The 24,027-nt window shown below is 43.0% G+C and carries 20 protein-coding genes; 12 read left to right on the forward strand and 8 right to left on the reverse strand.

The genetic code is table 11. The features are described from left to right. Position 1: 1 nt before the first annotated feature. The 6 genes from ppk1 to CJ305_RS11250 all read right to left on the reverse strand — a co-directional run bounded on the left by ppk1 (position 2) and on the right by CJ305_RS11250 (position 6,967). Positions 2-2,050 (reverse strand): polyphosphate kinase 1, encoded by a 2,049-nt coding sequence (ppk1, locus tag CJ305_RS11225; RefSeq protein WP_099646371.1) that lies wholly within the window; start codon positions 2,048-2,050, stop codon positions 2-4. Between the two features lie 73 nt (positions 2,051-2,123). After that, a complete protein-coding gene (locus CJ305_RS11230) occupies positions 2,124-2,996 on the reverse strand; it encodes a nucleoside phosphorylase (RefSeq protein ID WP_099646372.1) in 873 nt (290 codons plus the stop codon). Position 2,997: 1 nt separating this feature from the next. Next, positions 2,998-3,933 (reverse strand): DUF1835 domain-containing protein, encoded by a 936-nt coding sequence (locus CJ305_RS11235; RefSeq protein WP_099646373.1) that lies wholly within the window; start codon positions 3,931-3,933, stop codon positions 2,998-3,000. Positions 3,934-3,944: 11 nt separating this feature from the next. Beyond that, on the reverse strand, positions 3,945-4,277 hold the full coding sequence (locus tag CJ305_RS11240) for a translation initiation factor (protein ID WP_099646374.1): 333 nt from the start codon (positions 4,275-4,277) through the stop codon (positions 3,945-3,947). Between the two features lie 3 nt (positions 4,278-4,280). Then, positions 4,281-5,231, reverse strand: a complete 951-nt coding sequence (locus CJ305_RS11245; RefSeq protein ID WP_099646375.1) for an isopenicillin N synthase family dioxygenase — start codon at positions 5,229-5,231, stop codon at positions 4,281-4,283. A gap of 92 nt (positions 5,232-5,323) precedes the next feature. Beyond that, a complete protein-coding gene (locus CJ305_RS11250) occupies positions 5,324-6,967 on the reverse strand; it encodes a carboxypeptidase-like regulatory domain-containing protein (RefSeq protein WP_099646376.1) in 1,644 nt (547 codons plus the stop codon). 118 nt (positions 6,968-7,085) lie between these two features. Between CJ305_RS11250 and CJ305_RS11255 the strand changes: the two genes are divergently transcribed. From CJ305_RS11255 to CJ305_RS11310, 12 genes are all read left to right on the forward strand, one after another. Continuing rightward, a complete protein-coding gene (locus CJ305_RS11255) occupies positions 7,086-9,065 on the forward strand; it encodes an alpha-ketoacid dehydrogenase subunit alpha/beta (RefSeq protein WP_099646377.1) in 1,980 nt (659 codons plus the stop codon). A 155-nt stretch (positions 9,066-9,220) separates the two neighbouring features. Continuing rightward, positions 9,221-9,379, forward strand: a complete 159-nt coding sequence (locus CJ305_RS11260; RefSeq protein WP_072984756.1) for a DUF1328 domain-containing protein — start codon at positions 9,221-9,223, stop codon at positions 9,377-9,379. A 28-nt stretch (positions 9,380-9,407) separates the two neighbouring features. Then, complete coding sequence (locus CJ305_RS11265) at positions 9,408-9,893, forward strand: lipocalin family protein (RefSeq protein ID WP_099646378.1); 486 nt, start codon at positions 9,408-9,410, stop codon at positions 9,891-9,893. A 48-nt stretch (positions 9,894-9,941) separates the two neighbouring features. Further along, entirely contained in the window at positions 9,942-10,646 is a 705-nt protein-coding gene (locus CJ305_RS11270; RefSeq protein WP_099646379.1) for a YiaD family glycine zipper/OmpA-like lipoprotein, read from the forward strand. A gap of 122 nt (positions 10,647-10,768) precedes the next feature. Then, positions 10,769-11,917: an NAD(P)/FAD-dependent oxidoreductase gene (locus CJ305_RS11275; RefSeq protein ID WP_223248864.1), complete on the forward strand. Its 1,149-nt coding sequence runs from the start codon at positions 10,769-10,771 to the stop codon at positions 11,915-11,917. Then, positions 11,914-12,615, forward strand: a complete 702-nt coding sequence (locus CJ305_RS11280; RefSeq protein WP_099646380.1) for a methyltransferase domain-containing protein — start codon at positions 11,914-11,916, stop codon at positions 12,613-12,615. The genes CJ305_RS11275 and CJ305_RS11280 overlap by 4 nt, the downstream gene beginning before the upstream one ends. Continuing rightward, positions 12,591-13,688 carry a type III polyketide synthase gene (locus CJ305_RS11285; protein ID WP_099646467.1) on the forward strand — a complete coding sequence of 366 codons (1,098 nt, stop codon included), beginning with the start codon at positions 12,591-12,593 and terminating at the stop codon, positions 13,686-13,688. The genes CJ305_RS11280 and CJ305_RS11285 overlap by 25 nt, the downstream gene beginning before the upstream one ends. Beyond that, positions 13,682-14,491 (forward strand): SDR family oxidoreductase, encoded by an 810-nt coding sequence (locus tag CJ305_RS11290; RefSeq protein ID WP_099646381.1) that lies wholly within the window; start codon positions 13,682-13,684, stop codon positions 14,489-14,491. Before CJ305_RS11285 ends, CJ305_RS11290 begins: the two co-directional genes overlap by 7 nt. A gap of 61 nt (positions 14,492-14,552) precedes the next feature. Continuing rightward, entirely contained in the window at positions 14,553-15,578 is a 1,026-nt protein-coding gene (locus CJ305_RS11295) for a threonine aldolase family protein (RefSeq protein ID WP_099646468.1), read from the forward strand. A gap of 206 nt (positions 15,579-15,784) precedes the next feature. Continuing rightward, a complete protein-coding gene (locus tag CJ305_RS11300; protein ID WP_099646382.1) occupies positions 15,785-19,138 on the forward strand; it encodes a transglutaminase family protein in 3,354 nt (1,117 codons plus the stop codon). A 15-nt stretch (positions 19,139-19,153) separates the two neighbouring features. After that, positions 19,154-21,715: a circularly permuted type 2 ATP-grasp protein gene (locus CJ305_RS11305; protein WP_099646383.1), complete on the forward strand. Its 2,562-nt coding sequence runs from the start codon at positions 19,154-19,156 to the stop codon at positions 21,713-21,715. Beyond that, positions 21,715-22,605, forward strand: coding sequence for a transglutaminase family protein (locus CJ305_RS11310; RefSeq protein ID WP_099646384.1), 891 nt, complete (start codon positions 21,715-21,717; stop codon positions 22,603-22,605). The genes CJ305_RS11305 and CJ305_RS11310 overlap by 1 nt, the downstream gene beginning before the upstream one ends. A 16-nt stretch (positions 22,606-22,621) precedes the next feature. Here the strand turns inward: CJ305_RS11310 and CJ305_RS11315 are convergent, their stop codons facing one another. After that, the gene (locus CJ305_RS11315) at positions 22,622-23,080 is read right to left on the reverse strand and encodes a GNAT family N-acetyltransferase (protein ID WP_099646385.1); all 459 of its coding nucleotides are present in this window, start codon (positions 23,078-23,080) and stop codon (positions 22,622-22,624) included. 302 nt (positions 23,081-23,382) lie between these two features. After that, positions 23,383-23,655, reverse strand: coding sequence for a hypothetical protein (locus CJ305_RS11320; protein ID WP_099646386.1), 273 nt, complete (start codon positions 23,653-23,655; stop codon positions 23,383-23,385). Between the last annotated feature and the right edge of the window lie 372 nt (positions 23,656-24,027).

Genomic DNA, 24,027 nt, shown 5'->3' on the forward strand with positions numbered 1-24,027 from the left:
TTTAGTTTTTGGCCTTTAAAAAATCATAGATCGCATATTGGGACCTTATTGCAGATTCTCCGGGCTTTTGAGTTACATAGGTGTTTGTTTCTTCGGCATCCTGTACACGTGCCTTTACATTGTCCTGAAGCTGAATGAGCAAAATTGCTCTCAATTCTTTAAACAAATCTTCATCATAAATAGGGGTCAACACCTCGATGCGTCGGTCGAGATTACGTGTCATCCAGTCTGCCGAACCCATATACATTTGCTCATCGCCGCCATTGTGAAATAAATAGATACGACCATGCTCCAGATAACGATCTACAATTGAGGTCATTTCGATATTCTCACTTAATCCTTCAACTCCGGGTATCAGGCAGGTAAAGCCGCGAACGATGAGACGTATTTTAACTCCGGCCTGGCTCGCTTTGTACAGCAGCGCAATGATATCAGGATCTTCAAGGCTATTCATTTTTGCTGTAATGGCAGCCGGTTTACCTTCAAGAGCAGTGTCAATTTCCTGTTGTATCAGCTTTTCAAAAATACGACGGGTGGTAAATGGAGAAATAAGCAAATGCTTGTTTCGGGGGATAATTAACTCCCCTTCAAGAACTTTAAAAACCCGATGTATTTCTTTGGTGATTTTTGGATGCGCGGTAAAAAGTCCGTGATCGCAGTAAATTTTTGAGGTTTCGCCATTGAAGTTTCCGGTGCCTATGTAGGCATATCTTCGGGCTTTATCGTCTTCATTGCGTATAATCATCAAAATTTTAGAATGCACTTTGATGCGCGGATAGCTGTATATCACGCGACCACCTTTATCTTCAAATTTTCGGCCCCAGCTGATGTTATTTTCTTCATCAAAGCGCGCTTTAGCCTCAATAAAGATCGTGACATCCTTACCATTATCAATGGCCTGAAGCAGCGCTGTGGTCAATACCGATTCATCTGCAACACGGTACAGGGAAATTTTAATATGCGTTACATCAGGATCTGTTGAGGCTTGCTCTACAAGACGTTCAATGTAATTAAAGGTCATAAACGGGAAATGCACCAACTGATCTTTCGCTCTGATCGTTTTAAAGTAATCTTTCGATTTTTCTAAAACTTTATGTGGGATGAAAGGTTTTTCGGCATAATGCAATTCCGGGTTTTCAGTAGGATCAGGGAATTTGAAGAAATCATTAAAATTGTGATACCTGCCACCGGGCATCATATCTATTTTCCCCAAATTAAGCAGCTTGCGAAGCTTTTTAGCCTCATCTTTCGGCATAGCCGAATCGTAAAGCAAGCGTGTAGGCTGACCTTCCTGACGCTGCTCCAGGGATTTATAAATGCGCTCAGCTAAAATTCCGTCGAGTTCGTCATCGATGTACAATTCGGCATCCCGCGAAAGTTTCATTTCATAAACACCTTTAACGGTATGATCAAAAAGGCTCTGAACCTTGTAGCGTATGATATCATCAATAAACGTGATATAATAGTTGCCCTGATGTTTGCCCAGATCTACAAAACGCGAGTTACTGTCTGTAGGTATTTTTACAAAACCAAATTGCTTATCATCTTCAAAAGTCACACAGAAATAAAGTGTTTGATTTTCAATAAAGATCGAATTGCCTTTTGAAGGGACAACCAGCTTAGTTTCCAGCGTATTTTTAAGATGTGTGGTGTACCAGATGTCTGCTAAATCTCCGTGAACCGAAGTAAAATCGGTATCGCTTACTAACCTGATGTTGTTTTTAGCAAGATCGGGAATGATCTGATCTTTAAAAATAGTACCAAAACGTTCCTGCTGTTTTTTTACCCGGGCCAGGATTTTTTTGACCGTTTTATTAGGTTGTAGGGAAAGTTTTTTGCGTATACTTTTTTCAATACGCTTCATTTGTCTCAACTGACTCACGCGAACCCTAAAATACTCATCCAGATTTGAGCTGTAAATCGCAAGGAATTTCATACGCTCGTAAAGCGGATTGTGCTCGCGGTCTTCCGCTTCCTGTAGCACACGCTCATTAAAACTCAGCCAGTTTAAGTCTCTGTGCTTTAAATGTCGGGATTGGTCAGTTTCCATAGGTTAGGCTTGTATTTTGACCAAAAATACGAAAGGCCGTCTCGCGCAAAATTAAGCTTTTGTTAAAAAGCCTTTAGAGTTCTGCTATGCGTTCTAGGGCTTCGGTAATCATATGTTCTACGACCTGAGAAGGATTTTTGCTGAATTTTCCCGTGGCGCGATTGGCCAGAATTGCATTTACAGATAATGCCCGGTGCCCCAGAAGTTTACTCAGGCCATAAATGCCTGAAGTTTCCATCTCCAGATTGGTTATTTTTTTGGAATCATGGCGGAAGGATTGTAGTTTGTCATTAAGTGTCGCATCTTCGGTCTGAAGGCGTAGGGTACGCCCTTGCGGACCGTAGAAACCTACGTTAGTGACTGTGGTTCCTTCAAAATAGTTGGGATTTTTGAAGTGATTGAGCAAAGCGGAATCGGCCTCGACACAGTACGGCGTACTTTTTTCAGAATTTAATTGCAGGTGTGCTGAAAATGCCTGTTCAAATGCGCGATCACGTACCGAAGTACTTTGATAAAAATGCAGTAAAGAATCAAATCCTAACGCGCGCTTGCTTAGAAGAATGGAATCTACAGGAATGTCTGACTGAATAGCTCCACTGGTACCGAGTCGTATTAGTTGCAGTGATTTTTTGTACTCTTTTATTTCACGTGTTTTAAAATCGATATTGACTAAAGCATCTAGCTCGTTGAGTACGATATCTATATTGTCTGTGCCAATTCCCGTAGAAATTACTGAAATGCGTTTGCCTTTAAAGGTTCCCGTTTCGGTTTTAAACTCCCGCTTTTGCGTACTGAATTCAATATGTTTAAAATGCCTTGTAACTTCAGATACCCGGTCAGGATCGCCTACAGTTATAACAACATCGGCAAGATTTTCAGGCTTAAGGTGTAAATGATAAATACTCTGATCTTCGTTTAAGATAAGCTCAGATGGGGCTAAAGGCATATTAGTGTGATCTTACCAGTTCGTGATTGTTTGAATTGTAGAGAAAGTCGTACTTGTGTGTGCCCCCGTAAAAGGACTGGTCTTTAAGGGCATCGTAAAAGTTTTGAGAACCGTCCAGAACAGCCTGCCCTTTGGTATTGAGTACCAGTTTACCTTCGTGCATTTTAAAGAAAGGTTTTAAGGCTTTGATCATCCTTTCAATTTGCATGTCACCATAACCATAATAACCCTGGTACTTCAATGCATAACCACAAAGTTGGTGTTCTGAAGAAACTTCGTGTAGATCGATTAGTTTAAGAATGTTGGTTTCCAGCGTATTCAGGCCGGTTTTGCTGTTGGGAAAGCGTTCTACGTGGGCACGTAAACAGCTTGACAGGTATTTGAAATTCGAGCTTTTGGTAATTTCAGCTTTAAGTTCTATGGGTTTCTCATCGCAGTACAACTGCCAGATGTGATGTGCAACCGCAAGGTCTTCTGGAGCAAGTTTAAGTTTGTTTTCATAATGCTTAATGAATTGCTCATCAGTAAGCTCTGATAAACCTTTAAGCTGGAGTTCGCCATCTACCCAACCACTGCACACGACGTAGATAGGCATCACTTTTTTATTCTGAATGAGGTAGCTGATTGCTGCAAGCATATTCACATGGCAGAATAAGTCAAACTCAAACCAGAGTACAATTTTATCATAACCGTTTATGGCAGCGAGTTTGTTAAGTTCTGCGACAAACTTTTCCTCGTAATCTGCTTCGGTAATGTTGTAATTCTCTTTTAAAAAGTGTTTACGGGCTTCGACAAACTGTTCAGATCCCACTTCTTCAACGGTGGGGCCTTCGCAGAGCATTTCGCGCCAAACAATTCGATCTCCATTAAAATTTAGGGCGTCAAGGCGCTTTAGTACCATATCGCCGTTGGTGATATGCAAGGTATTTGAATTCATATGATAGGGTTTTAACCACCCACGCGTTTTACCCGAAATCCCTTTTCTTTTAAAAAAGTCATGATTTTATCGCGGTAATCCCCCTGGATTAGAATGCTTTCTTTTTTAAAACTTCCGCCTACACCCAGCATGGTTTTAAGCTCTTTTGCAAGAATTTTGAAATCTGAATCAGCACCGGTATAGCCTTCGATAATGGTCACGGGCTTGCCTTTTCGTTTTTCGTATTTGCAGATTAGTGGATCATCCTGCATCCAAATCCCCAGATCATTAGCATCTTCAGTCTCTTCCTGAGGCTCTGGCTCATGATCGGGAAATAAGTTTTTGAGTTGGTCCTGTAAATCCATAAACTATTTTTTAATAAGTCCTATTTCAACCAGGCGTTGATGCAGAAATTCGCCGGCGGTAATATCTTCATAGGCTTTGGGATGTTCGGCATTAATACATTCCTCGAGACAATTTAAGGGCATTTCGCTACGCGGATGCATAAAAAACGGAATCGAGTAGCGCGGAGTGTCCCATTCTTCCCGTGGCGGATTCACGACACGGTGAATGGTAGAACGCAGTTTATTGTTGGTGTGACGCTCCAGCATATCGCCCACGTTGATCACCAGTTCATCTTCATTAGGAATGGCATCAATCCACTCTCCATCTTTGCGCAACACCTGCAAACCACCGGCAGAAGCACCCATAAGAAGGGTGATTAAATTGATATCACCGTGTGCCCCGGCGCGTACAGCACCTTTTGGTTCTTCGGTGATTGGAGGGTAGTGTATGGGTCTGAGAATACTGTTTCCGTTTTTGACCCAGTTGTCAAAATACATTTCTTCAAGGCCAATGTAGATAGCAAGAGCTCGCAGCACATAAATACCGGTTTTTTCAAGCATTCTATAAGCCTGCATCCCGGTTTCGTTAAAGTGCTCCAGTTCTTTTACATGAACGTTTTCAGGATATTCTTCAGTAAGGTTAGCATCAGGTTCAGGGTCCTGACCAAAATGCCAGAACTCTTTAAGATCGCCTTCTTTTTTGCCTTTAGCGTGTTCTTTTCCAAAGGAAATATAGCCCCGCTGACCGCCCAGGCCTTCAATTTCATAAGCTTTTTTGGTGTCTTCCGGTAAGTCAAAAAATGCTTTTACTTCTTTATAGAGATCGTCTACCAGATTGTCATCCAGAAAATGATTTTTTAACGAAACAAAACCAATTTCCTCATAAGCGCGACCTATTTCATTCACAAATTTTTGCTTTTTGGAAGGGTCACTGCTCAGAAAATCAGAGAGATCTACACTGGGGATGTTATTCATAATTAAGGAATACTGAAAATTTATAAGTACGTAAATATATCAAATTTTAAGAGGGGGTAATTTTAAACTAAACTTAAAAAACCGTCTGATGTTTAGTTTTCATTGGAAATGTAATTTTGCTTTAGTGGGGTGTTCATCCAATATCCGGATAGACTATCGCCTGAATGTATAGGCTGATCTCCAAAAATTGGCTTTGAAGGATCCATTACATAATCTTCAGGAGGTAGTGAATAATCTGTTATTTCCTGAATAAAGAATTCTCTATATTGATTGTAAAATTGTGTATTTGATTCGTTTACTCTGTTTCCAAATACGTCTTCTATGTTTTTTACCCCAATGTCTACAATATTATTTTCTGTTATATTTTCGAAGTAATCAGCATATTCTTTAAACAATTCATCCGGATTTTTGGGGTATAAATGAGCAATGTTGCGTTCAATTCTAACTTTATCTAGCCGGATACGCTTATCATTCACTGTTAATCTGTAATTATTAATTCTATCGGCGTCAGTTTCGTCAATATTATTGTTGAAAACTAGAGAAAAATATTGATCCTTCGTAAATACGCGCATTTCAATAGCCCTGAATTTGGGTGTTGCCTGTAGTTTAAAGACATTATTGAATGAGATATAACTTGGGTACATCTTGGAATTGATTTTTTGATATTCTTCTGTTAATGAATAAATAGATGTTTCCTCCTCATCCCTACCGGCATCGCTTAATGATGGACTACCATAAGTATTGTGTTTTTGCGATTCCTCATCGCTACCTCTCATTACAGTATATTCTATTTTATGAATTGCAAAGTTTTCCTTTTCAATATAAATTTTTCCTCTCACCATTATACCATTAATGTTTCTGTATATTTTAATTTGATAAAGTAGAGAGCTTCCATTTGTTGTCTCATTCCCCAGTGTGAAACTGTGATTGCGCAAAAAATCGGTGTCCATGCGGTTAATGAAATCAAAACTATTTGTCCGATGGTTACGAATTGGATCGTGTACTCTTAGAAGATAAAATTCGTTTATGTCAAGCTCGCCTATTTTGATATCGTTGTCAACAATTTTTCGTTGAGTAAAATAATCATATTTCTTTTCAGCATCTCTATTTCGCTTAAAATCAGTGTTTTTTTTTAATTGATAAATCACCGTTTTGGTATTAGGTAGATCTCGTGCATAAAAACCCTGATCATATACTTTCAACAAGGCCTCATTCAGATTTAAATAGGAATCATTTTGCATTTGATAATCCCGATAATAACCAACATAAGAAAATGGTTGATTAGGGTAGTTGTTTGGGATTCTCTTAATGGCTTCAGAGATTATTTCAGAGGGTGATAAGTTTAATTTTTTCTGATTTTTCTGCTCTTTATTTTTTGTTGAAATGACACGTATTTCACTCAAATCTTCTATTGCTGGAACCAATTTCACAAGATTTAACTCCCCAAGTTTTAAATTGGTTAGAGCGATATTTTTTTTCTCATAGCCTATGCTGGTAAAGGAAATAGAATCAATTACGGTTTTCAAATTCTCTGGGATTTTGAATCCACCGTCCGCGTTTGCAATCAAGCCAGAATTCGTTTTCAAAAGGCGTATTGTAACAAAGGCGATTGGATTTTCTGTTTGTGAATCAATTATTTTTCCAATAAGGAAATCTTCTTTTTGAGCACATATTTTATTTAAAAAAAGGCTGCATATTATAAAGAATAAGATTTTCCTTGCTGTCCACTTTTGCATATTTAGGCTTTTAAGAACGGTTTTTTTAAATATAATTGATTTTGAACAGTAAATAGTAATAATATTGATTAGATCAAGGAGATATTTTAATTTACCGCTTTCATTTATATACGTTTTGATGCTTAATTATTCGAATTATAAAATTGACCACGACAAGGTTTTAGGCTTATATAAACAACTGCTTAAACCCCGTTTAGTAGAAGAGAAAATGCTTGTGCTGCTGAGACAGGGGAAAATCTCCAAATGGTTTAGCGGTATTGGGCAGGAAGCCATCGCGGTCGGAGTGACCGCAGCCCTTTACGAGGATGAGTACATTATGCCTATGCATCGCAATCTGGGGGTTTTTACGAGCCGAAATATCCCGTTGCAGCGCTTGTTTAGCCAATGGCAGGGCAAGCGCAACGGCTTCACAAAGGGTCGCGACCGAAGTTTTCATTTTGGCACTCAGGAGTACAAAATAATTGGGATGATCTCGCATCTGGGTCCTCAGCTGGGCGTGGCAGATGGTATTGCACTGGCTCATAAACTACGTAAAGAGCAAAACCTTGTTGCCGTGTTTAGCGGCGAGGGTGGGACCAGTGAAGGCGATTTTCACGAAGCACTGAACATTGCTTCCGTATGGGATCTGCCGGTTCTGTTTTGTATTGAAAACAATGGCTACGGACTTTCAACTCCCACATCAGAACAATACCGTTGCGCGAATCTGGCCGATCGCGGAGTGGGTTATGGGATGGAAAGTCACATCATAGATGGTAATAATATTTTAGAAGTTTATCAGCGCGTCTCAGAACTGGCGCAATCAGTACGGGAAAATCCGCGACCTGTACTGTTGGAATTTAAAACCTTCAGAATGCGTGGGCACGAGGAAGCCAGTGGAGTGAAATACGTACCTCAGGAATTGATGGATCATTGGGAAAAACGTGACCCGATTGAAAATTTCCGCAGCTATTTAAAAGAATCAGATTTGTTGTCTGAAGATCAGGATTTACAAATGCGTGCAACAATTCTTGAAGAAATTGATGCTGCCCTTGCGGAAACTTTTGCTGAAGAACCTATATCCTCAACTGCTGAGCAGGAGCTTACCGATGTTTACGCGCCTTTTGATTTCGTTCCCAAACCTCCCGAAGGATCTGCACAAAAACTTCGGTTTATTGATGCCATCAGTCAGGGTCTCGACCAAAGTATGCAGCGCTTTGAGAACCTAATTATTCTGGGGCAGGATGTTGCTGAATATGGCGGTGTCTTTAAAATTACCGAAGGCTTTGTTGAAAAATACGGAAGAGACCGGGTGCGCAATACGCCTATATGCGAGTCGGGTATCATTGAGACTGCGATGGGACTTTCGATTAATGGATTTAAATCTGTAGTCGAAATGCAGTTTGCAGATTTTGTAAGCAGCGGATTTAATCCTATTGTAAACTATTTAGCTAAATCCCATTACCGCTGGGGTCAGTGTGCGGATGTGGTTATTAGAATGCCCTGTGGGGCGGGAGTGGGTGCGGGTCCTTTTCACAGCCAGACTAACGAAGCCTGGTTTACACACACTCCGGGTTTAAAAGTGGTGTATCCTGCATTTCCTGAAGATGCTAAGGGTTTACTTGCTACTGCAATTGAAGACCCTAACCCGGTTCTATTTTTTGAGCATAAAGCCCTGTATCGTAACATCAGGGGACAGGTTCCTGAAGCTTACTACAATTTACCCTTTGGTAAAGCCGCGCTCTTAAAGTCGGGCGATGAAGTTACGATCATTACCTATGGAGCAGCCGTTCACTGGGCGCTTGAAACGCTTCAGGATGAACCGGACCTAAAAGCTGATCTTCTAGACCTGCGATCACTGGTTCCATTAGACCGTGATGCAATAAAGCAGTCTGTTCAGAAAACAGGAAGGGTTTTGCTTCTATGTGAAGACAGCGCTTTTGGTAATATTATGGCAGACATTGCGGCCTTTATTGCAGAAGCGTGTTTCCAGTATTTAGATGCGCCGGTAAAACGTTTGAGCAGTTTAGACACCCCAATACCTTTCGCTCAAAATTTGGAACAGCAATATTTGCCCAAACAGCGCATAGCCCAGACTTTACAGGAGCTGAGAGCCTTTTAAAAATTGTAAATGTTAAAATTTTATTGATTTATTTGTTTGGAGTTTCTTTCGTTAACGCATTTTAACAGCGGCGAGTTAAACACTATTAATAAATAGCATCGATCTGTATATCGCTGTTATTTTTGACTCATTACTAACCAATAAAATTTACAATTATGCTTAAGTGGACAGTTATATTTATCATCATTGCAATTGTTGCAGCAATCTTTGGATTTGGAGGAATTGCTTCTGGTGCAGAATCAATCGCTAAGATCTTATTCTTCATTTTTATTGTTCTTTTCCTGATCAGCTTGCTGTCAAGATTGTTCAGATAATTTAGATCTTTTAAACCCTATATAAGATATGAGAAAAGTAATCAGCATTTTAATCTTGAGTGTTATTCTGGTTTCCTGTGGGGGAACGAGTGAAGTGGTTAAACAATCGCGTAAAACACTTAAAGGTTACTGGAATTTAGATAACATCAATTATAACAATGCAACCGGAATTTATGATGTAACTCTTTTCGGAGATGTTTCGTCTGAATGTATGGTAGGAAGTACCTGGAGATTTATACCGAATAACAATTTCGGTAATTATGAAATTACCAGTACAACCTGTAATCCCGGTAAGCGTTATTTCGTATGGAGTATTCCAGACCAGGAAAACGCGATTTCTTACGATATTTTGTTAAAACCTACTGATGAGAAAATGAATTCAATAATGAATGATGCCGGTTTTCGCTTAAATATCAATTACCTGTCTGAAAACGAATTGACATTTACTCAGACTGTACAGGTTGATGGAAAACCGTTCAAGATTGTAATGAATTTTTCAAAAATATCTGAATAAGTAAGAGTTCAGAATGGGTAACCCCTTAATTTAATTAAAACAATTTTTATGAAATCTATATTGAAACAAGCTGCTGTAGTTGCAGTAGCCTTAACGATGCTAACTTCTTGTGAGGCAACTCGAAATGCAAATAATCAACAAAAAGGTACTGCTATCGGTGCAGCCGGCGGTGCTATTATTGGTGCCGTAATTGGTAACAATGTGGGTACTAAAGGTGATGGTGGTGCATTGGGTGCTGTAATTGGTGGTGTTGTAGGTGGTGCTGCTGGTAACGTAATTGGTAAGCGTATGGATGAGCAGGCCAAGCGTATTGAGCAGGAAATTCCCGGAGCTGAGGTAGAACGAATTGACGACGGTATCGTGGTTAATTTTGACGAAAACAGTGGGGTGTATTTTGCTACAAACCAGTACAGCATTAATGCCGCTTCTCAGCAAACACTTAATGGTTTAGCTAAAGTGATGACCGAATATCCTCAAACTAACGTTCTTGTGGTGGGTCATACAGACAGCACCGGTTCTGCGGAATACAACATGACACTTTCCAAGAATCGTGCTCAGGCAGTTACTAACTATTTAGTAGGTCAGGGTATCGCTGCCGGAAGATTTACAACGCAGTGGTATGGTGAAGAACAACCAAAATACACCAACGAGACTGCCGAAGGACGTTCTAAAAACCGTCGTGTAACTCTTGCTATCGTTCCTAATCAGGAAATGGTAAACGAGGCTAAGCAACAGGCAGGCGAGGGTCAATAATAAATTAATTTCCTTTTGACAGGATTTTAGAGAACCTCCTGGCAGTATTAACTGTCAGGAGGTTTGTTTTTTTACATATTCCAAGACTCGGTTTCACTCTCAAAGAAGCTTTGAATTAGCAATTGAATGAGTATCTTGAGCCTGCATTGAAAAAGAACTTAAAAATAGCCATAGCAGGTGCCGGTCTGGCCGGGTTGACGGCAGCAATAGATTTGCTTCGCGCAGGTTTTGAGGTACACCTAGTTGAGAAAGACGCGTATCCTAAACATAAGGTTTGCGGTGAGTACATTTCCAATGAAATTCTTCCTTACTGGCAATCTCTGGGTATCAACCCTTTCGATTGGGGCGCTGTGCAAATTGAAGTATTTGAACTCAGCTCTCGCTCGGGGAAAACGCTTAAAACCGCATTGCCGCTGGGTGGTTTTGGCATCAGCCGCTATACGCTGGATTCTAAACTGGCTGAATTGGCAAAAGAAAAAGGCGGCACGTGGAAGCAGGATACTGTTGAACGCATCGAATATAAAAACGCCGGTTTTGAGATTTTTTGCAGGTCCGGTGAAAGCTTTGAAAGCGATTTGGTCATCGGGAGTTTCGGTAAACGTTCGGTTTTAGATGCTGCGCTTTCGCGAAAATTCTTCAGCAACAAAACCCCCTGGATGGGCGTCAAAGCCCATTACGAGGCAGAAGTTCCTGAAAACGTGGTAAGCCTTCATTCCTTTAATGGCGGTTATTGCGGTATTTCAAAAGTTGAAAACAATCGGGTAAATGTGTGTTACCTCACACATCTCGATGCTTTTAAAGCTTCCGGCAATCTGGAAGGTTTTCAGCACACTGTACTTTCGCAGAACCCACAACTTAAATCCTTTTTTGACCAGGCAACGCCTGTGTTTGAAAAGCCACTCAGCATCAGCCAGATTTCTTTTCAGCCTAAAGAATTAATAACGAATCATATTTTGATGTGCGGTGACAGTGCGGGGCTCATTCATCCGCTTTGCGGTAATGGGATGGCAATGGCGGTACATTCGGCTAAAATTCTGTCAGAATGTATTGTGGAGTATCACCTCAAATCCCAATCCCGTGAAGAGCTTGAGAAAAGCTACAGCAAACGCTGGAAGAGCACATTTTCTGGTCGTTTGCAGGCCGGCCGGATTTTACAGCGGATTTTGCAGCACGAAACAGCCACCAATCTGGGTATAAAGAGCCTGCAATGGATGCCCGGAGTCCTGCCAAAAATCATCAGTTTAACCCACGGTAAACCTCTGGAAATTTGAAAGAACGAAGCCTCCTTCCCGAATTGATGGACGATCCCTCGCTTGATGCGGTTGCCTTGCAGCAGGCGCTTAACGAGGTAACTCTCGTAAACCGCATTTTGGGAGGAAATAAAGTCACCACCCGTGGACTTGATTATTTTTTTAAAAAATTCCCGAAGGAACACTACAGCATCGCAGATATGGGTTGCGGAGATGGGGCGACGCTTCGCACCGTAGCCGGCTATTGCCGAAAAAAAGGAATTTCCGTGAGCCTTTTGGGTTATGATTTTAATCCCAAAAGTATTGCGTTAGCACGCGAAAAATCAACGGATTATCCCGAGATTCAATTTGAGGTTCAGGATATTTTAAAGTTGGATGCTGATCGTTTTTCGTGCGATATCATTCTCTCGGTGCTTACGATGCATCATTTTACCAATGCCGAAATCGACCGGTTTTTGAATCAGTTTTTACAGTTATCCCGCCTGGGGGTTGTGATCAATGATTTACAGCGCAGCCAAATAGCCTACGTACTTTTTAAGGCCTTCAGCCGGGTTTTTATGCGCAGTCACATTGCGCGTTACGATGGTTTGATCTCCATCAAACGGGCATTTACAAAAAAGGAATTAGTAACTTTCACAAAAAAGCTTCCGGTTACCCACTATCAGTTGAGTTGGCGCTGGGCTTTTCGCTATTTATGGATATTAGAAAAACAGCATTGAACTCCCCAGAACCAACTAAAAATCCGGTAAAAATTTGTGAGGTGGCCAAAGCTATTCCGCAATATCACCGCAAGACTCACGAAATACTTCCCCTTGTAGATCTTTGGCTTGAAGGTCAGGACGAGCGCTTTCGCCGTAAGGTCAAAAAAATATTTAGCAATGCAGCTGTAGACAAGCGCTACAGCATTATGGCGCCCGAAGAGGTGTTTACCGCAACTTCGTTTGAAGACAAAAATGATATTTACACGCGTGAGGTCATCAAACTGGGTGAGCAGGCACTTACCGATGCCTTACAGAAAAGCGGTTGGGATGCGCAAAGCCTCGATTACATCATCACGGTGAGCTGCACCGGCATTATGATCCCTTCGCTGGATGCCTATCTCATCAACAAACTGCATTTGCGGCAGGATATCACCCGCCTGCCGGTTACGGAGATGGGCTGCGCAGCGGGAATTTCAGGGATTTTATATGCTAATGATTTTCTTAAGGCCAATCCCGGAAAACGGGCGGCTGTTATTGCGGTAGAAAGCCCTACGGCCACCTTTCAGCTTAACGATTACTCTATGGCTAATGTGGTGAGTGCGGCAATTTTTGGGGATGGCGGTGCTTGTGTGTTGCTTTCATCAAAAGCGGAAGACGAGGGGCCAAAAGTGGTTGATACGGGGATGTATCATTTTTTTGATGCCGAGCATATGATGGGTTTTAAACTTACCAATACTGGACTCAGAATGATTTTAGATCCTTCGGTCCCCGAAACCATAGCGGGGCATTTTCCGCAAATCATCGATCCGTTTTTGGCAAAAAACAACATAGATATCGATGCGGTAAACCATCTGGTATTTCACCCCGGAGGCAAAAAGATTGTGCAAACGGTTGAAGCCCTCTTTGGCGAGCGCGGCAAAACTATTGACGACACCAAAGAAGTTTTAAGGCTGTATGGCAATATGAGCAGCGTTACGGTGTTGTATGTTTTGGAGCGCTTCTTAAACCGCAAAATTCCTGATGGAGATTACGGTCTGATGCTTAGTTTTGGACCCGGATTTTCGGCACAACGCATTTTGATACAATGGTAACAGCATTTGAATTTAACACCAACCCTGAAGCGAACTTATGGGCATTAATCCTGGGAGGTAGCAGCGGATTGGGACTGGCTTCGGCAAAAAAACTGGCTGAAAAAGGCCTGAACATCTGCATCGTGCACCGCACCCGGCGCAGCAAACTGGGTGATTTTGAAAACGAACTTGACGCAATGCGAGCCTTTGGCGTAGAAGTGTCCGAATTCAATACCGATGCCTTAAGTGCTGAAACCATTCAAAAACTACTTGATTTTTTTAGGGCGAAAGAAGGCCGGCTTCAGTTAATGCTGCACAGCATTGCCAAGGGAAATTTGAAACCCATTTATACCGATAACCCTTCGGAAGCGACCCTGAGTGGGAAAGATTTTATGCTTACTGCGGAAGCTATGGCGGTTAGCCTATACGACTGGGCAAGCGCTTTCGCGAATGCGAAATTATTTGCATCCCACGGCAAAGTCCTTGCGTTTACCAGCGAGGGCAGTACCAAACCTTTGCCAAATTATGCCGCGGTATCAGCTGCAAAAGCAGCCCTCGAGGCTATTGTGCGCAGTCTTGCTTTTGAGCTTGCGCCCTTAAAAATCACGGCAAACTGTATTCAGGCGGGAGTGACCAATACCGAAAGCCTGCGGTTGATACCGGGAAGTGAACTTTTAATTGAGCAGGCGATGGCCCGCAATCCATACCAACGACTTACAACCGCCGAAGATGTCGCTAATGCAGTCTACCTGCTTACCAGGCCTGAAGCAAACTGGATTAATGGAGCCGTGATTCCGGTGGATGGCGGGGAGCATTTGAGATAAACTAATACAACATATAACGGATTTTTTTAGCTTTAAAACCGTTTAGAATTTGAAAGAATTTATGATTATAGATTTAAGGAGCGATACGCTTACCAAACCCACCCCCGAAATGTTGCAGGCGATGATGCAGGCCGAAGTTGGGGACGATGTATACAAAGAGGATCCTACGGTTAATAAACTCGAGGAGCATATCGCACATCTTTTTGGGATGGATGCGGCGCTGTATTTCCCTACCGGAAGTATGACCAATCAGGCTGCGATTAAAATTCATACCCAGCCCGGCGAACAACTCATCGCCGATAAGTATGCCCACGTGTACAACTATGAGGGCGGCGGGGTTTCGTTTAACAGCGGGGTTTCGTGCAAGCTTGTAGACGGCCATCGCGGGATGATTACCGCCGAACAGGTGGAAGAAAACATCAATCCCCCCGATTTTTACCACAGTCCGTTGACATCACTGGTCTGTCTAGAGAATACGACCAATAAAGGCGGCGGGGCCTGTTATGATTTTAGGGAAATTGTCAAAATCAGAAAAGTTTGCGACGAGCACGGCTTGGGCTTACATCTGGATGGTGCCCGCCTTTGGAACGCGCTGGTTGCTACCGATGAATCTCCAAAAGATTACGGGGAGGTTTTCGATACGATTTCGGTGTGCCTGTCAAAAGGCCTGGGTGCGCCTATGGGTTCGGTACTCGTAGGGAAACAAAAATTTATGGATAAGGCGATGCGCGTCCGCAAAGTTTTGGGTGGCGGGATGCGTCAGGTAGGTTTTATGGCCGCAGCCGGCCTTTATGCTTTAGAGCATAACTGGCAGCGTATGGCAGAAGACCATCGCAAGGCTCAGGAGCTGGCCACGGCGCTGGCGGCACACGCTAAAGTCGCTCTGGTAGAGCCCGTAGAAACCAACATTTTGATTTTTAAATTGAGGCCGGAAGTTGATGAGTTGAAGTTCATTCAGCAACTAAAAGAAAAACAGATTTTCATCAGCGCTTTGGGTAAGGGTAAGCTGCGTATGGTAACCCATTACGATTATACCGATGCGATGCATGCGCATTTGCTCGATTTGCTTTCGTCTAAAAATCTGTAACTAAGATTTTTGAAAAACGATTTAAATCCCCGTTTAGATAGCGAATGCCGTTTTATAAACCCATCTCATTAGCGATTTTCTAAAAATAGAGGCTAGAGCCGGAGTTTTTGACTAAAGCTTCGGCTTTTTTAGGTTTGGAACACTATCTTAGTAGAGGTTGTAATGTATTTTGAATGTAGTACAACCCTAACCAAAACCTTCCTTTTATGGCTCTTAAAGTCGTTATTTCTCATAAAACGAAATATAAATACGACAAGCGCATCTCGCTGTCTCCGCATATTTTTAGATTAAGACCTGCACCGCACAGCAGAACACCCATTGAAGCGTATTCGTTAAAAATAAAGCCCGAAAATCACTTCTTCAACTGGCAACAGGATCCTTTTGGGAATTATCTGGCGCGCGTGGTTTTTCCGGAAAAGACCGACGAACTCTCTATTGACGTAGAAATTCTGGCCGATCTCAAAACCATCAATCCCTTTGATTTTTTTGTAGAAGAAGCGGTTGAAGAGTTTCCGTTCACCTATAAAGAATCACTTAAAAAAGAATTATTGCCCTATTTGGAAGTGACCGATGACGGGCCTCTGCTACAGAAGTTTCTAAAAACTGTAGATACAAGCAAACAAAAAACCATCTACTTTTTAATAGGAATCAACCAGCATATCAACCAGTACCTGAATTACACGGTGCGTATGGAGCCGGGTGTGCAAACCTGCGAAGAAACGCTTGAAAAGAAACTAGGTTCCTGCCGGGATTTTGCCTGGCTTTTAGTACAGTCGTTGCGTCATCTGGGTCTCGCAGCACGTTTTGTTTCGGGATATTTGGTGCAGCTGAAGTCTGACGAAAAAGCTTTGGATGGTCCGTCTGGCCCTGAAGAAGATTTTACCGATTTGCACGCCTGGGTTGAGGTTTATGTGCCCGGTGCAGGATGGATTGGTCTTGACTCGACTTCCGGATTACTGGCCGGAGAAGGTCATATTCCGCTGGCGTGCACGCCTTCTTTTGAAAGTGCGGCCCCGGTGACCGGCTTTTCAGATCCTGCAGAAACCGAGTTTGAGTTTGAGAATTCGGTTACACGAATTTTTGAATCGCCACGGGTTACCAAGCCCTATACCGAAGATCAATGGGAAGCCATAGATGCGTTGGGTAAAAAGGTGGAGCAGGAGTTACAGGACGGCGATGTGCGGCTTACGATGGGTGGTGAACCCACATTTGTTTCTGTTGACGATATGGAATCTGAGCAGTGGAATACCGAAGCTGACGGTCCTGAAAAGCGCAAGCTGGCAGAAGGTCTTTCAAACCGCTTACTGCATAAATTTGCGCCAGGGGGTATGTTTCATCACGCTCAGGGTAAATGGTATCCCGGCGAACCCATACCGCGCTGGTCGATAGGAATTCACTGGCGAAAAGATGGTAAGCCCATCTGGAAGGACGAAAGTCTGATGGCCTCTTTTACCAAAGAATACGATCTGCCGGAAGGCATTTCTAAAAAGTTTCTGCAGGAACTCGCGATAAATCTCGGGGTGCGTCTGGAATACATTATGCCTGCATACGAAGATGTGTTTTATTTTATGTGGGAAGAAGGCCGCTTGCCGGTAGACGTTGATCCGCTTGACAGCGACGATACAGTCACATCAGTCCGTAATCGGCTGGCGCGAATTTTACAGCAGGGTCTTGATAAAAAAATAGGCCATATTTTGCCGCTGGCCAACATTCAAGGAAAATGGGTGACCAGCCCCTGGCAGTTTAGACGCAAGCATCTGTTTTTGATTCCGGGGAATTCACCCATAGGTCTTCGGTTGCCGTTAAACTCACTCATTGAAGAACCTGATGTTCCGTCGCAACCCATTACAGATCCAGATCTTTTTGATAAACGAAAGCCTTTTGGTGACTACGCAGAAGCGCTCGAGAAACGTAAAGCTTCCGCGAAAGAGAAAAAAGGAAAAATAGATTATAACGCCGATAAAAAGGAGAAGAACCCTTTTGCACGTACCGCTTTATGTGCTGAAGTGCGCGATAAGAAGTTGTACTTATTTCTGCCGCCTCTGGATAATGCCGAAACCTTTCTGGATCTTATGGCTTCTATTGAAGCTACGGCGAAACAGTTAAACATACCGGTGCTGATTGAAGGCTATGAGCCGCCGCGCGATTACCGTCTTGAAGTACTTAAAGTAACACCAGACCCCGGTGTGATCGAGGTGAATGTACATCCTGCAAAAAACTGGGACGAACTTTCTAAAAATACCTTTACGCTGTATGAGGAGGCCAAAAAGAGCCGTCTGAGTACCGAAAAATTTATGCTTGACGGTAAGCATACGGGTACCGGTGGTGGTAATCACGTCACGCTGGGAGGAATCACTCCGGCTGACTCTCCGCTGTTGCGCAGACCCGATTTGCTGCGCAGTCTGCTTACCTTCTGGCAACACCATCCGGGATTGTCGTATCTGTTTTCGGGTTCGTTCATTGGCACTACGAGCCAGGCACCGCGTATTGATGAAGGCCGAATGGAAAACCTGTACGAACTGGAAATCGCTTTCAGCCAGATTCCTGAGGATGAGGATGTGCCCTTCTGGCTTACCGATCGTTTATTCCGTCACCTGCTTACCGATATTACCGGAAACACGCACCGTGCAGAGTTTTGTATAGATAAATTATACTCACCCGATTCGTCCAGCGGTAGACTGGGAATCCTTGAGTTGCGCGGCTTTGATATGCCGCCGCACGCACGCATGAGCCTTACGCAGATGTTGCTGGTGCGTACCCTTGTCGCATGGTTTTGGAAAGAACCCTACAAGCACAAACTGGTACGCTGGGGTACCCGCCTGCACGATAAATTCCTGATGGAACATTACGTGAAAGAGGATATTAAGGATGTAGTGACTCAGCTTAATGCTGCAGGATATCCATTTAAATTAGACTGGTTCGATCCGTTTTTTGAATTTCGTTTCCCGCTTTACGGGCAGGTTGAGGTCAAGGGTATTCAGATTGAATTGCGCTCTGCTATTGAACCCTGGAATGTTTTGGGAGAAGAAATGACCGGCAGTGGTACCTCCAGATACGTTGACTCGTCGCTGGAACGCGTGCAGGTTAAGGTGACTAACTTTAATCAGGAACGTTATGTGGTAACCTGTAACGGGGTTAAGGTCCAAATGAGCAATACGGGAGTGGAAGGCGAGTATGTTGCCGGGGTGCGCTACAAGGCCTGGCAGCCCTGGTCTGCCCTGCATCCTACGATAGGGGTAGATACACCTTTGGTTTTTGATATTGTCGATCTGTGGAACGAGCGTTCGGTTGGCGGTTGTACCTATTTTGTTGCGCATCCGGGCGGAAGGTCTTACGAGACGTATCCTATCAACAGTTTGGAAGCCGAATCGAGACGTATTAACCGTTTTTGGGAAATGGGTCATACCCAGGGAACGATAACGCATTCAGAATCAGAACCTAATCCAAAGTTAGTAGGGCGTACGCTCAAGACCAATACTGTGGAAAAAACCTTTGATTTTAAAGAGATACCTGTGAACCCGGAATTCCCACATTTATTAGATTTACGAAAGAAATACTAAGCTAGACCCCTAACTATGACCGTTGCCACAAACACCTGGTTTACCCGGTATTTTACAGACAATACCTATGACGAGATGTTTTCTCCCGATCTTTCTGTGAAAGGAAACTGGAAAGAACTGCTTGAAAATTTCAAGCGCATAGGTATAGACGGTCTCAATCAGCGGCAGAATGATATTGACTGGTTGCTTGAAGAAAACGGGGTAACCTACAACGTATATAACGATCCCAACGGACTCAACCGCCCGTGGAATCTTAATGTGATTCCTTTTTTACTGCACGCAGACGAGTGGCAGCAAATTGAAAAGGGATTGAAACAACGGGCAGAGCTGCTCAATCTGGTTTTAAAAGATATTTATGGCGAGCGGCGTCTCATCAAAGAAGGGGTGGTGCCGCACGAGGTGATCTATGGGCATCGTGGTTTTTTAAGGCAATGCGACAAAATTCAGTATAAACTCGACAAACATTTACTTTTGTACGCGGCCGATCTGGCTCGCGGAAGTGATGGCCGTATGTGGGTGGTAAACGACCGCTCCCAGGCACCGTCCGGTATGGGATATGCGCTTGAAAACCGCTCCACAACAAACCGGGTTTTGTCTGATATATTTGTGGATATGAACGTCAGACGCCTGTCTGAATTCTTCAAAGAATTTAATGACCTCTTGGTTGAGGCTTCGCCCGAAAAGATTGAAAATCCGAACATCGTGATTCTTACGCCGGGATCGCATAACGAGACCTACTTTGAGCATGCGTATCTAGCTTCCTTTTTAGGGTATCCGTTGGTTCAGGGGAATGATCTGGTGGTGCGGGAAGGCAATCTGTATATGAAATCCCTGAAGGGCTTAAAACGGGTACACGTGGTACTGCGAAGGGTAGATGATATTTTTACCGATCCTTTGGAGCTACGGGAAGATTCACATCTGGGTGTTGCCGGTTTGCTCGATGTGGTTCGCAGGCAAAATGTTGCTATTGTGAACCCCATAGGCAGCGGAGTACTTGAAAACCCGGGATTGATTCCTTTTATGCCGGCTATTTGCAGATTTTTCCTGAATGAACCCTTAATGCTTCCGCAGATTGCTTCGTGGTGGTGCGGACAGGAAAAGGAAAAAAATTACGTGCTCGAAAATCTGCACAATTTGGTCATAAAACCCATAGATCGTACCAATAGGGAACATATACATTTTGGTTCGCTGATGTCTAAGGCAGAGCTCGAAAAGTTGAAAAACGAAATTCAACGCAAGCCCTATCATTTTGTAGCCCAGGAGCGCATCAGCTTTTCTACGGCACCCAATTTTACTAAGGGAACTTTTGAGCCGCGCAATATGGTAGCGCGTACGTTCACCATTGCCGGTAAAAAAGGCTATAATGTGATGCCCGGCGGCCTCGTACGCGTTGCACCCGACCGTAATACCTTAAGGGTAAGCAATCAGCGTGGAGGTACGAGCAAGGATTTCTGGATTATTGACCCCGATCGGAGTGAGGAAACTCCAAATTTTAACTGGAACCGCCGCTCGGCGATTTCGGTAAGCGGTCTTGCCGATTTGCCAAGTCTTACGGCCGAAAACCTCTACTGGGCCGGTAGATACGTGGGTCGAACCCTGGTTAACGCCCGCTTTTTACGGATGGTTTTAAAGCAAACCAGCGCTACTGAAACCATTCTTCAGGAAGAATGCTCGGTAAAACTGAATATTCTTTACAAAGCTGTAACCCAGATGACCGGCACCTATCCCGGTTTTATGGAAAAACGGGAAGATGGTACCTATGCGATGAGTAATCCGTTAGAGGAGATTTTTGATGTCATTCTCAACCGGGAACGGGTAGGAAGTTTGGCGCATACGATGAGTATGTTTAGCAGCTCCTATTATTCCATTCGCAATTTGTGGAGCAGCGATATGTGGCGTGTTTTTGAAACCATTCAAAAACTATGGCGCAATCTGGAAAACGAAAAAGACCTCACGGTTACCAAGCTTATTAAAGGTCTTAACCAACTCATCACCCGTCTTATCGCTTTTATGGGGCTTATTGAGGAAAGTATTATGGTAGAGCAGGGTCTTTTGCTCTATTTTATAGGTTTACAGCTCGAACACAGCAGCCTTACCATCACCAAATGCCGGGCGCTTTTGGTAAATAAACAGGCCGGTCAAACCGAATATGAGATTCTCGAAGCTTTGCTTAGCAGTCACGAAAGCCTGAATATATACCGCTACAGCTACCGCTCGTTTATCAGGGTAGAACCGGTGATTAACCTCATGTTGATGGATTTGAAATATCCACGCTCGCTTACCTTTTTATTAGGTCGCTTGCAGAAGGATATCGCCAGGTTGCCGCATTCACAGCGATCTGATACGTTAACCCAATACGAGAAGAATGTTTTTGAGGCATTCAGCAAGTTGCGTTTAGCAAGTTCAGAAGCTCTCGCGATGACTGCCAACCCCGAAAGTTATGTGCGTGAAGATCTGGATGACCTGCTCGAAGAGTTGAGCGAATTGTTGTTTCAAACTTCACAATCTATCACCAACACCTATTTCAATCATACCTATAAGCAGAGTCAGCTGGTAGATCAAAATTTTTCCATTTAATGTTATACGCTGTCTCGCATACCACGACCTATAATTACGATGCACCGGTAAGTTACTGCCACAATATCGCGGTACTCAAACCCCGAAAATCACCGGGTCAGGAACTGCTGGAATATAAAATGCAAATCAGTCCCGAAGCTGATGAAATTTCAGAGCGGGTAGATTTCTTCGGAAATTATATCACCCGTTTTTCGATACAAAAAGAGCATAAGCAGCTTAAGGTTACCACGGTGAGTAAGCTCAACCGGGATTATGAATCGCATCGGGCATCCTTTCGCACCGAAGCCTGTACAGGAATCACGCTGGAGCAGGCGCGTAAAACCCTTCAAAAAACGGAAGCCGATGTTCTGGAAGCCAAACAATTTGTGCTGGAGTCTATTTTTATAAGGCATTGGGGCGAAAACATACGGGAATATGCTAATAAGAGTTTTACACCCGGGCGTTCGGTTTTTGAAGCGGCAGAAGAATTGATGCAACGTATTTATGTGGATTTTGATTTCGTATCGGGTTTTACCAGTGTTTCCACACCCATAAATGAAGTGATGGAAGAGCGTAAGGGCGTGTGTCAGGATTTTGCTCAGATTGCTATTGCCTGCATTCGGTCTATAGGATTACCGGCGCGGTACATCAGCGGGTATATCGAAACTTTACCACCTCCCGGAAGAGAAAAGCTGGTAGGGGCAGATGCCAGTCACGCCTGGTTCTCCATCTTTATTCCCGGTTTTGGCTGGGTAGATTTTGATCCCACTAACAATCAGATTCCCGGTAATCAGCATTTGGTAACCGGCTGGGGACGGGACTATTATGATGTCCCGCCGTTGAAAGGAGTGGTTTACGGCAGCGGAAGAAGCAAACTCAACGTTGAGGTTGATATCGCCCGAATATCTTAGAGCCTTTTCCCTTTTATTATTGCGGCCCCAGGTATTTTAAAAAGCACATACTGCCCCCAATGCCGCTGTATTGCCCGTAGTTGGGGATGATGTCGTATTTACGTCTCTTGTAAAGCGCAATTGCTGGAGGCTGAAAAATTCCCGTTTCCAGAATGCATTTGGTGTAGCCTATCTCGTGAGCCCAGTTTTCTAAGGCTTCCAGAATGGCGCTGGCATAGCCTTTTTTACGATGAATGGGCTTGGTATACATACGTTTGATTTCAACACTCTTAGGGCCGTACTCCCGGAAAGCTCCACAGGCAACGGCAAGGCCGCCGTCGTAGGCTACGATCACGTTTTTTACACGGTCAAGGGAGTTGAACTGATTGTAAAACTCATGATCGTCACCATCTGTAAGTTTCAATGTTTCGTCTAGTTCTTTTACCATTTTCAAGAAATCCGGATTCTTTGAATCGGTACGTACAAGATTTAGCATGTATGGGGTCTTTAGTTGATTAGCATACTGGCGTACAGATTAAGCTGTACACTAAGACAGTATTAATGATTTAAAAAATTAAATGGCTAAATGATTGCGCTTGTGACAATAAGCACTGTTAAATTTAGTTAATTTTTGATAACTTAAAAGGTTTATTGAAGTTTTTCCGGAAGGAATTTTGGCACGTACAGGAAGTATTTGCCAGGATGATTAGTTATGGTCTGATAATCAATTTATTAGATTAAAAAAAGTTATAAAGTGTAAGCGAAAAAACGGAAGCTTGATTGTCAAAATCTCGTAAATCAAGCTTGTGAAGTCTTCAGGCTATCTGCTGAACTTGTTGTCAATGCAAATGGATCTGGAAGTATTTTTTTCTCGCCAATCGCTAATCCAAGCCTCTCGATTTCTTTCTGAATTTTCTGGAAAACCTTGGGTCCTGTAAATTCTACAAAAAGAATTCTTTTTTTGAGGTTGCAATCCAGTATTCGTACTTCCATAATGCGGTTCAGGCAACGTACGAGTGCCTCCTGCTGAAATGAATTTTTAGCTTCCGTTAGTTGTAATTGCGCTCTCATGATTATCCCGGTTTTAGAGTTTAGCAGAAACTTTAAGTTGTGTAGGGGAGTTCTTTATAACGGCTTAGCTACTTATTTCACTAGGGTTACAACGTTAAAGTTACTTCAAAAAGTAATTGATAATGAATACTTTATGGAAATTTTTTCGCTAAATCGGTTTAGGCAAAGCGCTTATTTTATTCAAAAACACAAAGCTTCTTTGAAGGAAGCGTGGCATTTGGCACTCTAGATTAGCTCTGAATACTGTTTTGTTATCTGATAATCAGTTTTTTAATGTGCTCATTTCGGCTTTAAGGAAACTTGGTAATTCAGTTTTAAAAGCTTTGTTTTTTGGCGTACAACTTTAGTCACCGCAAGCCGCTTCAGCTCTTC

Origin of the sequence: Leeuwenhoekiella nanhaiensis, from assembly GCF_002744755.1 — a bacterium.
Classification (GTDB): Bacteria; Bacteroidota; Bacteroidia; order Flavobacteriales; family Flavobacteriaceae; genus Leeuwenhoekiella; species Leeuwenhoekiella nanhaiensis.